Source organism: Vibrio kagoshimensis, from assembly GCF_050337535.1.
GTDB lineage: Bacteria > Pseudomonadota > Gammaproteobacteria > Enterobacterales > Vibrionaceae > Vibrio > Vibrio gallaecicus.
The window spans coordinates 33,323-54,147 of the sequence record NZ_JAKJSZ010000027.1; the positions used below are offsets into that span (position 1 = coordinate 33,323).

Below are 20,825 nucleotides of genomic sequence, written 5' to 3' on the forward strand. Positions count from 1 at the left end.
AATAGCTACTCAGCAATACTGTTAATTCAAAGCATCAAAACATACGTGATAGTTTAGAGATAATCGCTCCACTCACGATGATTTTATATGAGCTCAGACCATACCCAAAGGCTTCCAATTCCCATAATTTATAAATTTATTATTAATTTAGACATTTTTYCCACACTTCGAAAATTAGCATCGACCGAAATGATAACCATTAGCATTAAGGTCCACTATGAAAATTAGTTACATTTCGCTCGCAATCACTTCCGCATTAGCAACAGGAACGGCTTTTGCAGAAACAAATAGCCCAATACTTTATCTAGAGAAAATCACCGTTCTTGGTTCTAGGATCATGGATGAATCTGATACCACTCAATCAATCAGCATTATTGGTGACGATCAAATTCGCAGCAGTAATGCTCAATTCACTACCGATGTTTTCAAAAATTCTCCCAATATTGAAGTCACAGGGGGACCTACATCTTCTGTTAAAAGTTTATCTATTCGTGGATTAGATCAACACCATGCCAATGTCTCAATTGATGGAGCAAGACAAAGCTATTCTCACTCTAAAAAAGGAAGTTGGGCAATTGCTCCTAGCTTTCTGAAAAGTGCAACCGTAACGAATGGCACATCATCAGGTGCAGCGGCTGGGGCAATAAAATTAGAATTTCTATCAGCACTCGATCTTTTAAAAAATGATCAATCATTTGGCGGAATGGTGAGAAGTGGCTACCGTACTAATAATGAGCAAACCAACCTTTCAGCGTCACTCTATGGCGCCAGCGACAAGTTTGACTGGCTATTTTCAGTGTTAGATAGCACACGCGAACCATACAGTATCGGCGGTGGGTATTCACCTAATGGAGAAGACCGCTATTACAAAACAGAGGGAGAAAATCAATCTTATTTATTCAAGTCAGGTTATGACTTAACGGATACACAACGACTCGAATTGAGTGTCTATTTAGACAGTTCTGAATGGAATCAAGTTCGCCAAGATTACGGGATTAATACCCGTGACTATACCAATGCGGTACTGGCCTATAGTAATAATCCTTCTAACAATGATTGGCTAGATTTTCACGCAAACGCATATATCAACCAAGTAGATAATTACACGGTTGAATACACTGATATTACGGAAACTGTCGCTTCAGATATCCAAGATATTACCGATGATTCGTACGGGTTTATTCTTACAAACAACACTTTATCAAACCAACTATTTGAAGAAACTCTATTTCATTACGGTCTATCCGGTCACTTCACAACTCACACCGGTAAAATTAGGACTTTAGAAAATGGTGGCTGGGTTGATGAGTCTGCTCAAAGTGAGCCCTCTGCTCAATCTCATCTACTGGCGACATGGTTAAATGCTCAAATGACCATAGGTAATGGGTTAACCATCACTCCAAGCCTTCGCTATGATGAATTTTATGTTGAATCTAAAAATGCTGAGTTTGAAGGTGAAGCTTTATTACGTGATGGTAGAACTGAGAACCAGTGGTCAACCGGGTTAAGAGTTAATCAACAATTCACCGATCAACTTGCATTATTTATTGCTTATGACGAAGCATTAACCGCACCACAAATATCTCAACTTTTCACATCCGGACGTGGGTTTAAACCGAACCCTAACCTCAAATCTGAACGCTCTCAGAACAAAGAAGTCGGAATCACATTTGAGAAGGATTCTGCATTCGCAACGAACGATGGTCTTCTAGTCAAAGTCAATGTTTTCCAAAATGATATTAAAGACTATATCGGTACAGATTATACCGACACCAATTACAAAGATGGCGTAAAAGTAAACCGAGACAAAATACGTTTACGTGGTGGTGAACTGTTAACCCAGTATTTCTACGGCAATTGGGATGCGTCAGCTTCATACGCAATGACCGTTGGTGAAGACATAGAAACAGGGCTTTATTTATCAGACATGCCATCGGATAAATTTACCTTTAGCCTCAACAACCAAATCAGTAATGAATGGCTATTAGGAGGAACCGTCACACATGCTCTTGAACGCCACCGAGTACCGACAGCAGCAGAAAGCGGCGGTGAACTTGTTCCAATCCCAGAAGATGAACGTCAAAGCGTACCGTCATGGACAACCGTCGATCTTTACGCAGAGTACATTCCTTCAAACCTAGAAGACATGGTGCTTTCTATGTCTGTCACGAATCTATTTGATGAAGCTTATGCCATTACCAACGACAGCAAAGCAAGCAAAGCTGAGTATTACGAAGAAGGTCGAAGCCTAAACATCGACTTATCCTATCAATTCTAACTAATGCGTTTGTGCTCTTTTTGGGGCACAAACCTATCGGTATACACAAATGAAAAAAATCATCGGTTTATTACTTTTTTGCACGATTTTGCCTTTTGCTCATGCTCATGCTCATGCTCATGCTCATGCAAATGAAAATGAAAATGTAAATGCGAACAAAAGCGCAAGTGTAAGCACTAACACGCGTATTGTTTCATCCGGGAGTAATATCACTGAAATCATATTTACTTTAGGCGCTGGTGATCAAATTATCGGAGCGGATAAAACAAGTACATCCCCACCGCAAGCAAAGTCCATAGCAACATTAGGGCACCCTAGCCACCTTTCCATTGAAGGCGTTATTTCACTTCAGCCAACGGTGTTTATTAGTGATGATAAATACGTAAATCCTACTTTGAATTACAAATTGCAGCGTGCTGGCGCTAAGATCCTGACCGTAAAACAAGCGACCAACATGGAGGAGCTAATACTCCAGATAAAAGAAATATCTTACTTCTTAGATAGACCCCAACAGGGAAAAGCTCTTATTCAAAAACTCAATACTGAGTTGGATGAATTAGCCGATCTCAAAAATAAAAGACCGAAACCATACCAAACAGGCATATTTTTGTACGGCAAAGATTCACTTGTTATTGCAGGTAAACATACCGCTGTCGATTTCATAATGGACATGGCTGGAGTAATCAACCCTGCGAGTTTTGATGGCAATAAACCAATGACACCTGAATCCATTGTGATCATTAACCCAGACATCATCATTACCGTTGATAAAGCCTTATCTGGAAATAAAGCAGAAGAAAGGTTTTTCAGCATACCCGCAATTTCCGTCACACCAGCAGGCAAAAACAAGCGAATTACAGCAATTCCAATTTCACACACGAACCTTGGAATCAACACACCAAAAACAGCGAAAAAGCTGTTCCATGAAATCTACGGTACAAACGAATGAAATATCTAAATTTTAATGACGCCTTAAATCAATATATCTCAGATCATAATAATCAAGATGACGAGTTATTAGAAAACCTTAGATCAGAGACCTATTTGAAAACAGGTCGTCGTATGATGATCTCAAGTGACCAAGCTCAATTTTTACGTACATTGATTGCGTTGACTCAACCAAAGAAGATTTTAGAAGTCGGTGTTTTTACAGGTTACAGCTCAACCGTAATAGCCAGATCAATCGCCGATGACGCCCATATTTTTGCTTGTGACATCAGTGAAGAATGGACCGCTATTGCACAGAAATTTTGGGACAAGGCAAGAGTGAAAGATAAAATATCTTTGTTATTAGGTGAAGCTACTGAGACGTTATCGACTCTAATTCAAATGGGAAATTCAGAATCATTTGACCTCGCCTTTATTGATGCGGACAAAATCAACTACGACACATATTTTGAAATGGCTTACAAACTTTTAAAGCCTGGCGGGACCATCATAGTTGATAATGTACTTTGGAAAGGTACCGTTGCTAAACCTGAGCGTAATGACAACGACATTTCAGCGCTACGATTATTAAACGATAAAGTAGCCGGAGATGATCGAGTGATATCAACACTTCTTCCTATAGGCGATGGAATGCTTATGATTGCAAAATCTTAGCATCGCACAGACTCTTAGTTCATATTTCATAGCCATTACAGTCTTCTACCAGTGAGAGGGCTGTATGCCTACGTTTTAATAGTCTAAAAGCCACTCGTTAACTTGGATTTACATTTTATCTACATTAGCTCACTTACAATTTATAAAACATAATAACACTGATAAGAATGAGCATGATTTTCAAACATATTTTAGTCGCTTTGACACTGACTTACAGCACGTTAACTCTTGCTGACAATGCAATTTTAGGCGCGCCTGAATGGTCAACACCAGCACGAGGCGTTGCAATCGAAAAACCAAATTTCGATCCAAATCTAAAGCAAACATTAGCAGGCAGTTCCCTGCAATATTCACAAGTAGAAGTTGACAATAAATTCAGTGCTCCAGATTGGTTTCCTGAAAAACATGACCCAATGCCTAACATTGTACAGTTTGGTAAAAAACCTAAAGTTTGGGCATGTGCTTCTTGCCACTTAGCTTCAGGCCAGGGCCACCCAGAGTCATCCACTTTGGCAGGATTATCTGAAACTTATATGGTCCAACAGCTTAAGGCATTTGCTTCTGGTCAGCGCGTGGATTATTCAGGTCACATGAACCGTATGGCTACCCTACTTACAGAAGAAGAAATGCAAGAAGTGTCCAAATGGTTTGCGAGTCTCACACCAACATCCTTCATTACCGTAAAAGAAGTGGCTAAGGTTCCAAAAACGTATGTGGATGAAACCAGAATGCGTCAAATCGATTTGGTTAATAAGGCGGAAGAACCTATTAGAAATAGAATTATTGAAGTTCCGCAAGATAAAGGCGAAATTCACAAACGTGCACCTTATGGAGAGTTCATAAGTTACGTACCTATCGGCAGTATTAAGCGCGGTGAAGCGTTAGTGAAAACAGGTAATGGCAAAACTATACCTTGTGCAAGTTGCCATGGTGCTGATTTATCAGGCTCTACTATTGGACCTGCAATCGCTGGCAATTTTGGTATTTACACCGTTCGTCAACTGCATGGTTTTAAAGGTGGTACTAGAGCTTCAAGCCAATCGGTCATGATGGCACCGGTAGTCGCTTCACTAAGCGATGAAGACATTGTCGATATTGCCGCTTATTTAAGTTCTGTATCTCTTTAATTTTCGACATTGAAATCATGTAGAGCAGCCTCTCCCTTCCAAGTAAAATACTTAAAATGCATGTTTGAGTGAGTAACTTATGAAGGTGGCAATAATAGCTACCTTCTTCACTGCCGTTAAAACATTGAACTTCTTATCAGACTGTCTCTTTATCGCTCCAAATTGAAAATAAAGAGAATTGCTTTTTGTTACTTGTAACGGTCTTAAATGCATCTTTACCCAAGCTATGTATCAGATAGTGAGCATATTTGAGGATATGAGCTAATTGATCATACTATCGTGTTATTCGCTTTGAATGGGTGAAACCTCATAGAATGAAAACTGCTATTCATTTACGGCAATTATGACCATCAATATTGCTTTTCATATGTCACATCAACGGGATTTCAAGAACTTCTATCTTGCTACTATCCACTGAATATCCACATAGACCTTTTGTTGATATTGATATTGATATTCATATTTATAGTCGAATAGCGCGTTATCTAAAGCGCTCTAATTCTGCATTAATTTACATTGGTAACCTTGTTCACGAATTAAAGGTTAATACTAGAAGTAGACATTAAGATGCGCTGAAACCATGGTATTTGCTTTAAACGCACCGTAGTTACTCTGTTCATCGCCATAAAAGCCATTATAACCTAGGGAGTATTCCAAGGTATCTGATGGCTTGTAGCTAAGCTTGATTTCTAGCAGACTAGAGTCGTCGCTGAAATTATACACGCCACCAACATCTCCAGCCCATATACCTTGCCCCCACTCATAATGGTAATTCTGGCTGATCTGAGCGGTAACTTTTCCGTTGGTCGGTTGGGTCAGAAAGAAATCAATTTCAGTACTGATTTCTTTAAGATAACCAATCCAGCCCCCTAATAGGCTCCATTGCTCACCAGATTCAGTTATTTTACGGTCATTCACAACCTGTAGGTTATGATCGTAACGAGCCTGAAATTGTGCCACACCATCCCAATAATTCACGTTGTATTGAAAAAAGGCACTGGGGGTTCTGTTACGTTGAAGGCTTATTCCTTGAGCGTTTTCAACAATAGCAGGGTCATCTTGATAGACATAAGCTCCACCCATAAAAAGATCAAACCCAGCTCGATTGATTTGATAACCAAACCCTAATTCAATGGGGTTATCTAGGTGTTCATTTTCAAACGCCTTTCTTAACGCTGGTGGTGAGCTATCCCACATTGAACCTTGTTGGGCAAGCCGCTTAATACTGGGCTCGGCCGTGACAATGAAATCAAAGACATCATCACCAGAAAATTCACGCCAGCGTATTGCGGACGTGGCAAGATAGTTAATAGCGAGCCCCGAAGCCAGAGGATCAGAACTGTCAGTTGGGTTAAAATAGTTGCCTTGAGACAACGCACTCCCAGAGCCCCAAATCATCATTTGCTTGCCAATCGTGATCGTCCTACTTTGCTGCATTATCGAACCATAGAGTTCGCGCATTTGAACATCCCACTCTTTCGCCTTCTCTCTTGCGCCCACCGATGGGTCCCAATCTATAGAGAACGCACTTTCAATCGCGAACTTCTGACTTTCAGGACGGTAATAAGGTTCAACCCACAATCGTTGCCTCAAGCTGCCCCACTCACTGGAACGTGAAAGGTATTGCATGGATGACTGGGCGTACCCAGTCAAACCTATGCTTGAAGCACATGACTCAGCAGGCACGTCATTAAAGCTAGCGAAAGGATCTTCCGCGTGCACAAACATGCTCATTGCCGATAAAAGTAAAATCTTTTTCACTATAACCTGCTTTGAGAAAAATCAGCTTCACTCAGTCCAACATTCACTTGAATATTATTGAATTGAATCAGGGTTTCACTGTTACTTACGGCACTCTTGGTCACCATTTTTTGTGCCATCCAATAGTCACCAAACTGTTTGTGCCCTCCATACCAGGTGGTTTTCAGAAGTTGCCCCTGCTTGGAATAGCGCTCCATTTTGTGAACCAAATGAATGTCTTCTCTTACCCAGGTTATGCGCTTTTTATAAGACGAACTGTTCGCGTCATATGGCACACTTTCTACGACATAGCACTGAACTTCGCCACACGCTTCCTTTCTTAAGAGGCTATGCTCATCATCTTGCACAGAACGACTTTGAAGATCTTCATTAATCAGATCACTTCTCATAAAGGTCCCTTTATTCGCTGAACCTGAGATTCTTCGCGTTAAATTGGCATTTTGCAGATATAGCCACATGTCATCGACCAATTTAGGATCGTCGTAGGACCACGTTAAGTAACGCGTGCCCTGAACTTCAGCAGGCAACGAAAACTCCATAAAAGATTTTCGTCCCTCTTCAGTTCGAATGGACTCACTCTTAAGTACGCGTTTTAACATTTGGTCGTCTCGCTTGATCAACATGACCATATCTTGCGTGACATCACGGCTTGACTCTGCGGTATCCAACCAAGTCATCACTTCCTCTCCGCTTGGCGCAGCAACGGCCAGAGGCGCAAACATGGTAAGCAGTAAAGCAATCAATTTTAAGTGCATGTTTTTTTTTCCTTTATCTATTCGCTTGGACAGTGTTTAACGTTTGTGTCGCTTTCAAAGGCTTGAAGATCAGCAGCAGAGCCGGAAGCAAAATGAGATCAGCCAGCAGTGCCCATGAGAAGGCCATCCCCGACATGTAACCAAATATCACGCTCTCATTGAGTACCGATAGGGTAAGAACAGAAAATCCTGTGCTGAGTATTGTCGTGGTAAAGACCAATGGACGTCCGGATTTGATGACAGCGTAACGAATGGCATCCTCGTAGTTACCTTCTTGATTAAACGCCACTTTGAATCGGCTAAGAAAATGAATCGTGTCATCAACCGCAACCCCAAGAATTAATGGAGAAAAGATAATTAATGACTGGCTAAGTGGCATATCTAACCACCCCATGAGCCCCACAGACACCAGAATGGGCAATCCGTTAGGTAATAAAGAAAGCACACCTAATGACCACGATTTAAGCACCACCATTAAAACAAGAGAAATAGCGATAAATGCCCAAAAGAAACTATGGAGTTGGCCCTTAGAAAGGTAATCAGAGGTTTCTTTAATATGCACGATAGAACCTGTTACCGAGGCATCAATGTGGCTATCGAACGTGTTTTCAACGTGCAACTCTACCTGTTTAATAATGTCGTAACTTTGATCAGTGGACACCGCTCGCGTGCGTACCGCAATACGTATTTGTTTGGAATCGAAGCTGACAAATTGATCCAATAATTCTCCCCCGCCCATTTCATAGAGGAAAAGGAAATCAGACAAAGTGCCTTGTTCAGTAGGAAGCACCGGTCCTTGCTCGGGTAGCAAAACTTGGTTCAACTCTTTCACTATGTCGACGATGGAACGTGCAGTGACCACATGTTGGTTCTTTTTCAGTTCCGCGACTAGCTGCTCAACGCGGTTTAATGTATCTACCGTCAAAATAGACGTGTTGTTATTGCTACTCAAGACGATATCTAGTGTCATCGCCCCACCCATGTTCTGATCAATGAAGTCCGCCTTTTGGCGCAATTCTGTTCTGGTCGACAAGTTTTCTATCGGACTGGTGTCTAAACTCACGAAAAAGATGCCAGCAGACATCGCCAATGACGAAACTAAAAAGCCGACAGCCCATGCTTTTGGAGACTTAATCACACTTTCAGCCAGTTTATCTAAGCTCACATCAATCCAGTCTGTTTTATGACGATTCATGGCTGAGATAGGTTTGGTACCAAACGAAAGCAGTGATGGCACTAAGCAATAACTGAAGATTAACGCGACGAACACACCAATGGCGCAATACACTCCAAGTTGACCAATAGGGATTATCTCGGTGCCCTGAAACGATAAAAAGCCAATCGCGGTCGTGAGTGTCGTCAGGAAACAAGGCAAGGCAACTTTCGTACTACCAGATACAAGCGCTTCATTTTTCGACTTTCCAGAAGCCAGCTCGTCTTGGTAAGCACAACCGATATGAATACAATCGGCCATCCCGATGCACATAATAAGGCTGGGTACGATGGTGACAAAAAAGGTCAATTTCCAGCCGATAAAGCTAATCAGACCAAATACGGCCACATTCGCCAAAGTCATGACTAAAATAGGCACCCAAGTCAATCTTACTGATCGAGTAAAATAGGCAATGACCAACATTTGAAGCACCAAGGCTATTAACCATAATGTCCCTGTTTCATCATTACTGATCTGCTCCATTTCGGCGTCAAATATTGGGTCACCAACGGGCACAATACCAAGATTTTTGTAGTGGTCTTTTTCTAGCAGATCATTGACTGCTAGCGCGATCTTCTTACGTGGATCCACTTCGCCTTCTGGATAGGCATATAGCTCAACAAGCACCCCTAAGTACCGAGCATCACCTGAAACAAACAATCCTTGATAGAGTTCATCTTTTGACAACTGAATGATTTTTGCTAACAGTTGTTCCTTAGATTCTGTACCTGACAAGTACGCATCGATAACGATCGCCCCTTCCCTCACTGAACGCATTTTCTCAAGGTTATTAATACCTGTAGCAGCACGAACGTAAGGGACAGAGGTTTCTAGATCACGAGTCAATTGATTGAGTTGCGAAATCGTTTTCTCAGGGTCTTCCTGAGAGATAGGCATAGCAAAAACTAGGGTGTCTTCGTTTCCGAAGGTCGCTTTGTAGCGCTCCATGTCAGAAATGAGTGACGAGCTGACCGGTAGAAAGCTCTCGTTGCTATTGTCAAACTCTAGTGTCTCTAATCGGGTAAAGAGACCGACAACAAGTAACACGGTCGCCAAAATAACCCAATAGCGAAAACGGATAATAAAACGAACCCACTTTTGGAAGTGGAGATTAAGTTTGGATTGATTCAATGGATCATCCAATTTCCATTGCGAACTCATAGATGTGCGCCCTCGCCTATTTTTGCTGATAGTAAGTTTGTTGTGCTGATATTCATTGTTTATTGATAATCAACTTTCTATCAAAATCATCACCTAAATTGATAATGATTACTATTCATTGCGGGGAGAGGGTTTGTCACTCAAGGTAGTATTTTAGCTAAGTTTCGAATGAAACAAGCGAGGGTTTATCGTTAATTTTACTAAGTTTATTTTGAGGTCTAAGCTCAAGAATTTATTCAGGGCTAGAGTTAAGAAACACATTCACCTCACAGTTAATGCGATAAAAATAGCCCTAAGTTATAACTTAATTCACCAATCTATTGGTTATTAATTTAGGGAAGGACCTACGTGAATCGATTTTCGTCGGTAATGTTTCGGGCTGCACATATACTGTTCTTTGAATTTTTTCGAAAAGTGGCCGACATGTTTAAACCCAACACTATTCGCCACTTCCTGAACTGAAAGCTCCCCAACCGCTAGGAGCTCTCCAGCCTTAGCCATGCGTTTATTAGACAAAAATCCATAAACTGTTTCGCCAAAGACCATCTTAAAGTTTTTCTTAAGCTTGTTATCGTTAATGCCAACTTGGCGAGACAACTCGATTAATGACGGAGGAAATTCCATACGCTCTTCCATAATTCGAGCCGCTAGCTGAATGCAATCCATATCTCGCGGCGTCATTCCACAACATATATTTACCTCTCGGTGCATGTTGTGATAGATAAGGGCAAGCAGTTCCAGCACTTTACCTTGCAAATAAAGAATATTAGCGGTTTTTCCTAATTTAGAACGAAAGATTTCTTCTACGTTTTTTACGATGTCAGAAGTCACTTGAACAGACTCAAATCGATTAATTTCAAAATGCGCACCCGAACCATCTTCAAATAACGACTCCATCATTGCCTTGGGAACACAGAAGTTTATAAACTTCACTCGAGATGTATCGTAACGAAACTCCAATTCCCCTTCGTGACAAACAAAAAACAGCGCCTTATCTTTATCTATGATTATCGATTCTTTCTCACCTGATACTAATACCTCAACCTCTCCTTCAATTGCGAGGCATGCTCCAAAGTAGTCCTGCGCAACCTCTTTAAAGCTAGTAGGGCTATTAAAAGTAACATCGCTGTAGGTGATATTTAGGCCAGGAGCTAATTCAACAATGTAACCATGACCTAAACATACACTTTCATCGAGCTCGACTTTTGTTGTTGCGTAATCCGCGAGTCGATTTTCGCCGCCCCTTTCAAATCCTTCACACATTTTAAAAGCAGACTGAACGTTACTTTTTACATAGGTCATGATTACATCTCTTAGCTTTTATTCTCTATTGAGTAGCCCTTTAAAGTACAATAAATGATAATTATTATCAATTACATTGAGGTTTACACAGACCTGAATAAATCAAATTAAACAGAACATTAAGCTTTCCATCCTTGTGACTCCAACTGGTCATTCCACAATGTTTGATATGCATCTGATGATTTTATCAACTGATCATGGTTTCCAACCGCTCCTATCTCGCCATTCTCCAAGACAACAATCTGATCGGCATGGATCACATTCAATAAATTATGCGCAACCAGTATAACTGTTTTGTCTTTGACCAAAGAGGAAATAGCGCGTTGTATCAGCGCCTCATTCCCCACGTCCAACGCCGCAGTCGCTTCATCAAGCAGCACAATAGGTGCATCTTTTAACAGTGCTCTTGCAATGGAGATTCGTTGTTTTTCACCTCCGGAGAGTCTCATTCCTCCCTCTCCGACAACCGTTTGTAACCCATCAGAAAAACGATGAATGAACTCCCAGCATTGCGCTTGACGACAAACCTGCTCTAATTTTGTTGGTGAAACTTCCTGCCCCATCACCACGTTGTTATAGATAGTATCGTCGAATAGGTAGACCTCTTGAAAAACCATACTGATATGTTCAGAAATCTCGGTTTGACTCATGCTTTTTACGTTTTTTCCTCCAATAGTGATCGCGCCTTCCTCCGTGTCCCAAAAACGAGCGATCAAACTCATCATTGTTGATTTTCCGGATCCCGACGGCCCCACTATCGCTGTTACCGAGCGCTCAGGAAAAGTAATGTTCATACGATTGAAAAGCGGTGTATCTTTATAACGAAAATGTACATTACTGAAACTCACTTCATGCCCTATATTTTCCGGTACTGTCTTAGTCTCTTCGATCAGTTCGTCTTGTTCCAATACCCCTTCAATACGAGACATCGACACCTTAAAGTACTGAAACTGAGTCAGTAAAATCGCGAGTTGAGTAAGTGGACGATAGAATTGCATTGAGACAAGTAAGAACAACAAAAAAACAGTAATAGAGAGCGTTTCTGTCCATATGGAATAAAGCCCAAACATAATCAAACTGGCAAAGCCTGCCTCAGAAAAAATAATGAACGTGGCTGGGGCCAAACTGGCTCTCATTTCATATTTTAAGTGAGCATCTCGCGCACTTTTCATTTTTTCATCAAGTTCTAGAAACTCTCCATCAGCTTGTCCGTGCGCTCTAAGTACTCGTATTCCCATAATGTACTCGAATATTGCACTGCTCAATTTATCTGCGGTTCGAAACAGTTTGCCTTTGCCCTCTTGACTTAAACGAGACAAGAACACAAACATGGCTATTGCGACAGGAAAACCAATAAGCATGCTCAACGCCAAACGCCAATCAAACATGAATAGACCCATCATTAACAAAACAAGCACACAGGCAATACCAAGCACATAGCTAAAAACGTGTGATAATGTATGCTCTGTAAATTCAACGTCTTTTAATAACGTATTATTAAGGGTTCCTAAATCCATAGAGAGTAATGAACCTAAAGGAATGCGGGTGAGTTTTTTCATCATATCTTTCCGCATTTCATAACCCGAACGGCTACTAAATTCACTGTGTGTAGTGAAAGTCAATTTCACTGCAATCAATCGAGCAAACAAGCAACCCACAATGAGAAAACAGTAAAAAATAAGGTGATTTTTAGATGGCGTTGGATCCAACATTTCGGCAAGAATAAAGAACACACAAAAATTTGGCACAATCATAGTGACCGCATCTGCTATCGCGACGGCTATATTTTTCCCAATCGTTGCCATCGAGCAACCAGATAAACGCATTATTTGATTAAGCACAATCCATCTCCTCATTCTTTGCTTTATTAGTCATTGACCACTTTTGCGCATTTTGACTCTTATGCCACATTGAGCCATACAAGCCATCAAGTTCGATCAATTGACCATGTGTCCCTTGCTCAATAAGCTTCCCATCATCCATAACGAGTATCTGATCCGCCCTCTGAATCGTGACAAGACGGTGAGCAATGATGATCACTGTTTTACCTACAATCAGTTTGTTCAAGGCGTTTTGAATAAGCTTTTGATTGGTGGCGTCGGAATGAGAGGTCGGCTCATCCAAAATGATGATTGGCGCATCTTTCAATATCGCACGAGCAATCGATAACCTTTGCTTTTGACCACCACTGAGTCGTGTATCTTGGCCAATCACAGTGTCATACCCATTTGGAAGCTGGCAGATAAAATCATGAGCATTCGCCGCTTTTGCCGCGGCAACAATGGCCTCCATTGAATAATGTTTACCCATGGAAAGGTTACTAGATACAGAATGAGTAAATACAAAGGAGTCTTGGTAAACCATAGCCATGGTATCCATACGCTTCGCTTCAGACATCTTTGATAATGGGAGTCCGCCAATCAAAATATCGCCACCAGTCAAAGGCCAGAAACCCGCTAACAGAGAAGCCAAGGTGGTTTTCCCCGCCCCAGAAGGACCAACGATGGCAGTAAGACTCCCTGAAGGTAACGTGAAACTCACATTACTGATCGCCTTTCGTTGCTGCTCTTCATAACAAAAGTCGACACTGTTAAATTCTATGTCATGGTGACGTATTTCGGGTTGACTCGCGATGCCCTCCAATTCAGGCAGATTTACTATTTTGATTAAACGCGCCACACCTTCAAACACTTGCCCAAGATACGTACTCAATAACGTGAGATTAAACAGCGGCTCTAACATACCTACACCGAGCAGAATGCACAGCAAAAAGCTTGAAACACTCAGCGAACCCTGAAACCAAAAATACAAGCCGGAAGGCACGAGAAAGACAAGTCCAGAACTCAAAACGATTTTGAATAAAGCGAAAGGCCAACCCGCGCTTTTGGTCCATGATTCGATGTATTTCTTATGGTTCTGTATGTCATTATCTAGCTGATTGTAAGAACGCTCACCAATACCAAATAAACGAACAACGGGCATGGCTCTAATAAACTCTGTCACAGAACTGTTTAGTTTTTCGACGGACTCATGATATTGCTCAGCCTTCGATTTATAGTCTTTAAACAACACTGCCTGACATAGGATAGCGAGGGGAATAGGTACTAATGCTATTAGCGCCATTCTGGCGTCAATCACCATTAACAAAATGAACGTCGCCAACGGAATAATAAAAGAAGACACCAAATCAGGGAGTTGATGTGCAATGAATACCTCGATACGGTCAATATCTTCCGTCAGATTCTTTTTCAACTCTCCGCTATTTTTTTGACTAAAAAAACCGAGTCTTGTTTTTGAAAGACGACTTATTGCCGAGCGCCTAATATTATATTGAATATGAAAAGCACAGTGGTGAGACAAGTACACTGACATCAATAAAGATAAGTAACGTGCAACCATGATAGAAAGCGCAATAATCGATAACGACCAAAGTTGGTCCCATCCTACGCCCGCTATCAATTTATCAACAATTAAATAGACAACATAATAAGGTCCGAGGGCAAGGACAGCTGCGGTCAACGAAAATAGAATCGCCAACCAAAGCATCCATTGTTGAGCTTTACATTGGTTGAATAACCATTTTAGGGGATGCGAATCGGCTTGCTGCATAATAATTCCTTTTTAACACGAGAAAGGCAGCACATGACATGCTGCCTGAAATCAAGTAAGCGTATGCACACTCATTAATTTACTTGGTTAGAATTTTGCTTCTAAATCCACTCCAAACCTTAACGGCTCTCCATAGGTACTGTAGTTACTACTACCCCATTTCACAGAGTAAGTTTGATAGCGCTCATCGGTTAAATTCGCCCCCCACAGTCGGATTGAATAATCATCTCGATATGAAAAATCAAGGTTGGCATTCACGACCAAGTAAGGTTTCTGGAACTTCTCACCTCGTCCATCTTGAGCCACTTCTCCGAAGTACCCCATACTCATAGAAGGTGTAAAACTCCAATCATCGTTAATATCAGCAAAATATGTCGTTTCAAAATGGACATTATGTTCAGGGGCATACGGCACTCGATTGCCTTCGGCCATACTTGCGCCAGTGTAACCATCCACTTGGGTAATCTTAGCGTCATTAAAGCCAAATCTTAGTGCCGCTTGCCAAGCATCCGTTAACAAGGCTGAAATAGAGCCTTCAATACCTTGAGAACGCACTTCTTGTATGCTTGCGATGCGTGTATTGCCACCAGCATCAGGGTACGCGTATTGGAAGTTTTCCACTCGGGCATCAAATAGGTTTATATTGGTCATTACTGTGCGATCAAGCCAATAACTTTTATAACCCACTTCGACGACTTTGCTTGTTTCCGGAGCGTATGTTTTTCCGTAACCCAAACGCTCTCCAGCAGCAGTGGTTTCTTCAGCCATCCAACTACCACCACCACTTAAAAGCCCTTCCCCGTAGCTTGCATAGATCGTGTGATCCCGTCCAAAATCTTTTGATACCGCAACTTTTGGCATGAACTCAGAGTAATCCGTTTTGTAATCATCTTGAGTTTGAGCTGGATTTAGAAACATATTGTAGAAAGAGGAATCTATCTCATAATTCTCTTTTGTATAACGAGCACCTAAGTTTAATGACCATGTAGGTGTAAAACGCCAAATCGCATCAACGTAAGCAGTATAAGTATCTCGTTCAAAATCACCTGCCGTTTTTGTCAATGCCATATTAGACACTTTCATTGCCGCTTGATTATTGTTGTCTTCTGTTACTTTGTAATATGCAGCGCCAACAATCCAATCGATAGGCAGTTCATTAGGTGTCGAGGCAAGTCTCACCTCTTGAAAGTAATCTTTTTCTCTTATCCAAGTGTCAACCAAGGTTGAAGCTGCATCAGCTGTAACGGCTAAATCAGCGTCAAAGCGACCGAACGTATCAATCTTTCGATACCCAGAAACAGAACTTAGCGTCCACTCAGGGGTAAGATTCCAGTCTACATTTAACGCCATCCCTTTTGATGTTTGGTCAAATACACCTTCAACATCAAACGCTGTCTTAAGATCATCCCCGCGGTTTAGTTTTGAAGACTCAGGCACATATGGGTAAGCGCCACCATCAATTTCACCGTAATCCATATACAAGGTTGCGGACCAATCTTCGCTTGGAGTCCAATATAAGCTTATCGCGATATTATTTTGTTTTTTGTCATCCACCGACTTCCCTAAATGGGTGTTTTTGACAAAGCCATCGCGTTCTAGATGATTCACTGCGATTTTCGCACTAAGTTGATCTTCAATGAGTGCACTCGATGCCAAAACCTGAGCGCTCTTTTCATTATAATTAGCAACGCCAAGCTTTACTCGAGTAGTAGGTTCATTATCTGGTTTTTTAGTCGTAATAACGATAATACCGTCTCGGGCATTACTACCATATATGTTTCCTTGAGGTCCTCTTAGGAACTCTATTGACTCCACATCGACCAGTGATAAGTTCAGACCATATAAGCTAGTTTGTGGCACTCCATCAACGTAAATAGGTACATTGGCTTGCTCTAAATTTCTTGGTAATCCGCGTACTTGAACATAATTGTAGTCCCCGGCGATATCAGACATCGACATGTTAGGAATCGACTTTATAGCATCAGCAACCGTCCGATATCGCTGCGTCTCCATATCTTCCGACGTCAAAAAATCCATACTCTGTGGAATATCTTTAATATCTTTATCTACTCGGGCTGCCTGCACAATCATCGTCTCATCAACATTTTCGATTGCAATAGCAGGTAAAGTACCCAAGAGCCCAGCAATTGCGGCTCCTACTACTGTGAAGTTATTCATTAGATAAATCTCTATCGCTTGGTTCATAAAAATTAGCGAAATATTAAATGAATATTATTCTCATTAAAATACAACAAACATCACTGGACGGAACAATTCAATCACTACAAGAATTACAAATTGATAAACGTACTCTTAGAAAGTATGTGTTTTGATTTAATACTATAGGGGGAGCTATTGGGCATCAGGCACCCATTATGCTTCAAGGTGCTAAAGGTATGGTAAATTGGTGTGTCATATGGAAACGTTACAACAATTGACCTGAATTTTGACTGGTATACTGACAGCATTTACCCTGTTGTACATGGTCATTAGGCTCACTAAGAGATTCATTAACTATCGAAGTCAGTTAGCCTAGCAGTAAGTCGGATCAACAGGAAATAATGGCATTGTCTAGCAACAAACTTTAGGATAATAAGCCCAATACCATCTCTTAAGTTCCCCCCCATCAAGTTGAGTTTATACCCAATTAACTCGATGATGCCGTCTTGAACGCCTGAAAATTATCATAGATTTGAGACATCAATGAACCTGCACTCTCTGAAGTAATCACAATAAAGAATATCGCTATCACTGGCACCCATGAATGCTGCTGTGGTCGATATTGCTGCTTATTTGAGTTCTGTATCTTTATAATCATTGAGCTAATGCTGAGAATTGCCCATAGCAACAAGTGCAGGTGCATAAACAAACACCTGCACTGCTTTAAACATTCTGCCCTAAAGTGAAGCTCTCGAAGATATATGCCTTTACAGCTTCTATTGAAGCCTTACAATGTGCAGCAAATATGTTTATCAAGGTTTATCTCTATGTCTATTCAATGGTTTCCGGGCCACATGCACAAAGCCCGTAAAGAAATCGAAGAAGTTATCCCAAAAATTGATGTCATCATTGAAGTACTAGATGCGCGTATTCCGTTTAGTTCTGAAAACCCGATGATTGCGGATATCAAAGCCGATAAGCCTGTTGTTAAGGTGCTGAATAAGCGCGATCTTGCTGATCCTGAATTAACACAAATGTGGATTGAACACTTTGAGAAAGAGCAAGGCGTTAAAGCGATTGCGATTACCACAAGCAACAAAGACGAAGTCAACCACGTTATGGAGCTAGTTCGTAAGCTAGCACCACACCGTGAACAGATGGGCAAGAACATTCGCACAATGATTATGGGGATCCCTAACGTGGGTAAATCGACCATCATCAACTGTTTGGCTGGACGTACGATTGCGGTAACTGGTAACCAACCTGCGGTAACTCGTCGCCAACAACGTATCAATTTGCAGAACGGCGTAATCCTTTCCGATACTCCAGGAATCCTTTGGCCTAAAGTGGAAAACCCGCACAGTGGCTTCCGTTTAGCTGCAACAGGCGCGGTTAAAGACACGGCAATGGAGTACGATGAAGTAGCATTTTACACAGTCGAGTATTTAGCAAAACAATACCCTCACCTACTTCAAGAACGCTACCAAATTGAAGATCTCCCAGAATCTGACATTGAATTAATGGAAGCTATTGGCCGTAAACGTGGCGCACTTCGTGCTGGTGGTCATATAGATATTCACAAATGTTCTGAAATTCTACTTCATGAGCTTCGCAACGGTACTTTAGGCAAAGTCACGCTAGAACTGCCAGAGATGATTACTCATGAATTGGTTGAAGTTGAAAAAGCTGCTGCGCTAAAAGCTGAACAACAAATCAAGAAGAAAGAAGAACGTCGTAAACGTTACTTAAAGAACAAACGATAAGTTAATTTTTTAAGTTCTTTCCGGATTCAAATAATAAAGCCCCGCAAACTTATTCAGTTTCGCGGGGCTTTTTATCATTGTGTACTGTGATTTAATGAGTTGCTGTTTAGTGAATTACCATTCCGTAAGTTGGTATTAGCTCAGCAACTTAATTTATTCTGAAAACTCAACCTGCTTGGTTTTAACCGCTAAGTCACTCGGTGAAGCCCATGAATAAACTTTCTCATTTACTTGGCTTCCACAAGGTGCATTCCAAACTTGTTCTAACTCTTCTTTTCCGCCAATAGATTGGTAAAAATCAACCGCTTGCGTATTCGCAGACATCACTTCTAAATACAAACCTGAATCATTAAAGTAATGTTGTAGCCAATCTGTTAATTCAGCTAAAAGGCGTTTCCCAGCCCCTCTGCCACGGAAGTTACTATCAACATGCAACGCATCAATAAACGTTCCACGCTCAAAGCTGTGATTTCCAAATGCGCATACAAAGCCAATCAGTAAACCTCCCTCTTCTAACAACAGTACATGTTGATTAAAAGGTGGGTTTATTAAACGTGTTTGCCAAATGACTGATCGATCATCCAATACATCATTATCTAGGTATTCATCAGCCAAAATACCGCGGTAATACTTTTTCCAACTGTCTGCGTGTAACTGTGCAATTCGCTCGTAATCTTTATATTCAGCTACTCTAATTTCCATTTATTAGCCCTTACTACTTCCATTTATTGCTTCATTCTACATTTAATACTAACTATACAGGTATTTGAAGCAAAACATACTAATCACAGTTTACAATTTCAATATTGACTTACACGTGTACGCTGATATTCTAGCGAACAGTTGTAAGCTCAATGGAATTTAGTATGAAACCTACTCAAACACAACCAACGGAAAGGCCGCCGCTAATTTGGCTTAACATTTTTATTTTCTCTTTCAGCATGTTGCTTGCTGTGGTTGCTGCGCCTATCTACGGCTACTTTAATGGCTACGGCATGGAGCACTGGATATGGCTCGCGATATGCTTTAGCTTCTGTAACCTTTCCATCACCACGGGTTACCACCGTTTGTGGTCTCATAAAGCATTTGAAGCACATTCAAGCTTACGATTCCTATTTGCCTTAGGAGGCGCATTTGCTCTGCAGAACAGTGCATTGCATTGGTCTTCTGATCACCGAGTTCATCACAAGCATGTTGATAACAATGATAAAGACCCTTATTCAGCAAAGCGTGGGTTTTGGTATTCACACATTGGTTGGATGTTACGTAACTACAAGACAGCAGCAACAGATGATTACGCTAACTGCCGTGACTTGAAGAAAGACAAAGTTCTAATGTGGCAGCATAAATATTATGTACCGCTCGCACTAATCATGAACTTTGGTGTTCCTATTGGTTTAGGCATTATTCATGGCGACGTGATTGGCATGCTTCTCATCGTTGGCGCTGTACGTTTAGTACTAAACCACCATACAACTTTCTTTATCAACTCTTTAGCTCATATCTGGGGTAGCCAACCTTTTACGGATAAAAATACAGCTAGAGATAACGGGATTCTTGCATTCTTAACTTTTGGTGAGGGCTACCATAATTTTCACCATATCTTCGAGAACGATTACCGAAATGGTATTTATTGGTGGCAATATGATCCAACAAAATGGGTCATCAAACTATCTTCATGGTTTGGGCTTGCGACAAAATTGCGAGTGACTCCTCAAGCTAGAATCGAGAAAGCTGAAGCATCCATGTTGCTCAAAGTGACTCAAGAAAAAATCATGCACCGAGCAGACAAACAACAAATTTCAGAAAAACTTCAGTTAGAGTTTGATGCTCTAGTATCCAATATGAATGAGTATTACGCCGTTAAAAAACAGCTTTTAGAAAGTAAGCGTGAAGATGTCGTGAAAAAATATGAACACTCATTACTTAAAGTTCGTTACCAACAAATAAAAATGAACTTCGAACAGCAAAAGAAAAATTGGGTAATGACTGTGGAGCAATACGCGTAGATTTGGATTTATCTAAATAATTATTACTTTGATTCAAAGCCTCTTATTAAGAGGCTTTTTTATTAACAGCTATAATATTATGAAT

Annotated in this window: 14 protein-coding genes; 6 read left to right on the forward strand and 8 right to left on the reverse strand. The window is 41.0% G+C overall.

Going from position 1 to position 20,825, the window contains the following annotated elements; all coding sequences use genetic code 11:
- The first annotated feature begins 217 nt into the window (after nucleotides 1-217).
- The 4 genes from L4C37_RS20275 to L4C37_RS20290 all read left to right on the forward strand — a co-directional run bounded on the left by L4C37_RS20275 (nucleotide 218) and on the right by L4C37_RS20290 (nucleotide 5,007).
- The gene (locus tag L4C37_RS20275; RefSeq protein WP_429769715.1) at nucleotides 218-2,278 is read left to right on the forward strand and encodes a TonB-dependent receptor domain-containing protein; all 2,061 of its coding nucleotides are present in this window, start codon (nucleotides 218-220) and stop codon (nucleotides 2,276-2,278) included.
- Nucleotides 2,279-2,327: 49 nt separating this feature from the next.
- Nucleotides 2,328-3,227, forward strand: a complete 900-nt coding sequence (locus L4C37_RS20280; protein ID WP_429769717.1) for a heme/hemin ABC transporter substrate-binding protein — start codon at nucleotides 2,328-2,330, stop codon at nucleotides 3,225-3,227.
- Nucleotides 3,224-3,880, forward strand: coding sequence for an O-methyltransferase (locus L4C37_RS20285; protein ID WP_429769719.1), 657 nt, complete (start codon nucleotides 3,224-3,226; stop codon nucleotides 3,878-3,880). Before L4C37_RS20280 ends, L4C37_RS20285 begins: the two co-directional genes overlap by 4 nt.
- Nucleotides 3,881-4,053: 173 nt before the next feature.
- Nucleotides 4,054-5,007 (forward strand): c-type cytochrome, encoded by a 954-nt coding sequence (locus L4C37_RS20290; protein WP_429769721.1) that lies wholly within the window; start codon nucleotides 4,054-4,056, stop codon nucleotides 5,005-5,007.
- Nucleotides 5,008-5,556: 549 nt separating this feature from the next.
- Here L4C37_RS20290 and L4C37_RS20295 read toward each other — a convergent pair.
- The 7 genes from L4C37_RS20295 to L4C37_RS20325 form a co-directional block, all read right to left on the reverse strand.
- Nucleotides 5,557-6,768 carry a hypothetical protein gene (locus tag L4C37_RS20295; RefSeq protein WP_429769723.1) on the reverse strand — a complete coding sequence of 404 codons (1,212 nt, stop codon included), beginning with the start codon at nucleotides 6,766-6,768 and terminating at the stop codon, nucleotides 5,557-5,559.
- The gene (locus L4C37_RS20300) at nucleotides 6,768-7,523 is read right to left on the reverse strand and encodes an outer membrane lipoprotein-sorting protein (protein WP_429769725.1); all 756 of its coding nucleotides are present in this window, start codon (nucleotides 7,521-7,523) and stop codon (nucleotides 6,768-6,770) included. Before L4C37_RS20300 ends, L4C37_RS20295 begins: the two co-directional genes overlap by 1 nt.
- A gap of 13 nt (nucleotides 7,524-7,536) precedes the next feature.
- Nucleotides 7,537-9,897, reverse strand: a complete 2,361-nt coding sequence (locus L4C37_RS20305) for an efflux RND transporter permease subunit (protein ID WP_429769727.1) — start codon at nucleotides 9,895-9,897, stop codon at nucleotides 7,537-7,539.
- Between the two features lie 327 nt (nucleotides 9,898-10,224).
- Complete coding sequence (locus L4C37_RS20310) at nucleotides 10,225-11,199, reverse strand: helix-turn-helix domain-containing protein (protein ID WP_429769729.1); 975 nt, start codon at nucleotides 11,197-11,199, stop codon at nucleotides 10,225-10,227.
- Nucleotides 11,200-11,318: 119 nt separating this feature from the next.
- Complete coding sequence (locus L4C37_RS20315; RefSeq protein ID WP_429769731.1) at nucleotides 11,319-13,040, reverse strand: ABC transporter ATP-binding protein; 1,722 nt, start codon at nucleotides 13,038-13,040, stop codon at nucleotides 11,319-11,321.
- Nucleotides 13,033-14,808: an ABC transporter ATP-binding protein gene (locus L4C37_RS20320; RefSeq protein ID WP_429769733.1), complete on the reverse strand. Its 1,776-nt coding sequence runs from the start codon at nucleotides 14,806-14,808 to the stop codon at nucleotides 13,033-13,035. Before L4C37_RS20320 ends, L4C37_RS20315 begins: the two co-directional genes overlap by 8 nt.
- Nucleotides 14,809-14,895: 87 nt before the next feature.
- Nucleotides 14,896-16,986, reverse strand: a complete 2,091-nt coding sequence (locus tag L4C37_RS20325; protein WP_429769735.1) for a TonB-dependent receptor — start codon at nucleotides 16,984-16,986, stop codon at nucleotides 14,896-14,898.
- Nucleotides 16,987-17,795: 809 nt separating this feature from the next.
- Between L4C37_RS20325 and ylqF the strand changes: the two genes are divergently transcribed.
- Complete coding sequence (gene ylqF / locus L4C37_RS20330) at nucleotides 17,796-18,731, forward strand: ribosome biogenesis GTPase YlqF (RefSeq protein WP_137375243.1); 936 nt, start codon at nucleotides 17,796-17,798, stop codon at nucleotides 18,729-18,731.
- A 153-nt stretch (nucleotides 18,732-18,884) separates the two neighbouring features.
- Here the strand turns inward: ylqF and L4C37_RS20335 are convergent, their stop codons facing one another.
- The gene (locus L4C37_RS20335) at nucleotides 18,885-19,433 is read right to left on the reverse strand and encodes a GNAT family N-acetyltransferase (protein WP_137375244.1); all 549 of its coding nucleotides are present in this window, start codon (nucleotides 19,431-19,433) and stop codon (nucleotides 18,885-18,887) included.
- A gap of 164 nt (nucleotides 19,434-19,597) precedes the next feature.
- On the opposite strand from L4C37_RS20335, the gene L4C37_RS20340 reads away from it, so the two are divergent.
- The gene (locus L4C37_RS20340; RefSeq protein ID WP_137375245.1) at nucleotides 19,598-20,740 is read left to right on the forward strand and encodes an acyl-CoA desaturase; all 1,143 of its coding nucleotides are present in this window, start codon (nucleotides 19,598-19,600) and stop codon (nucleotides 20,738-20,740) included.
- The last annotated feature ends 85 nt before the right edge of the window (nucleotides 20,741-20,825 follow it).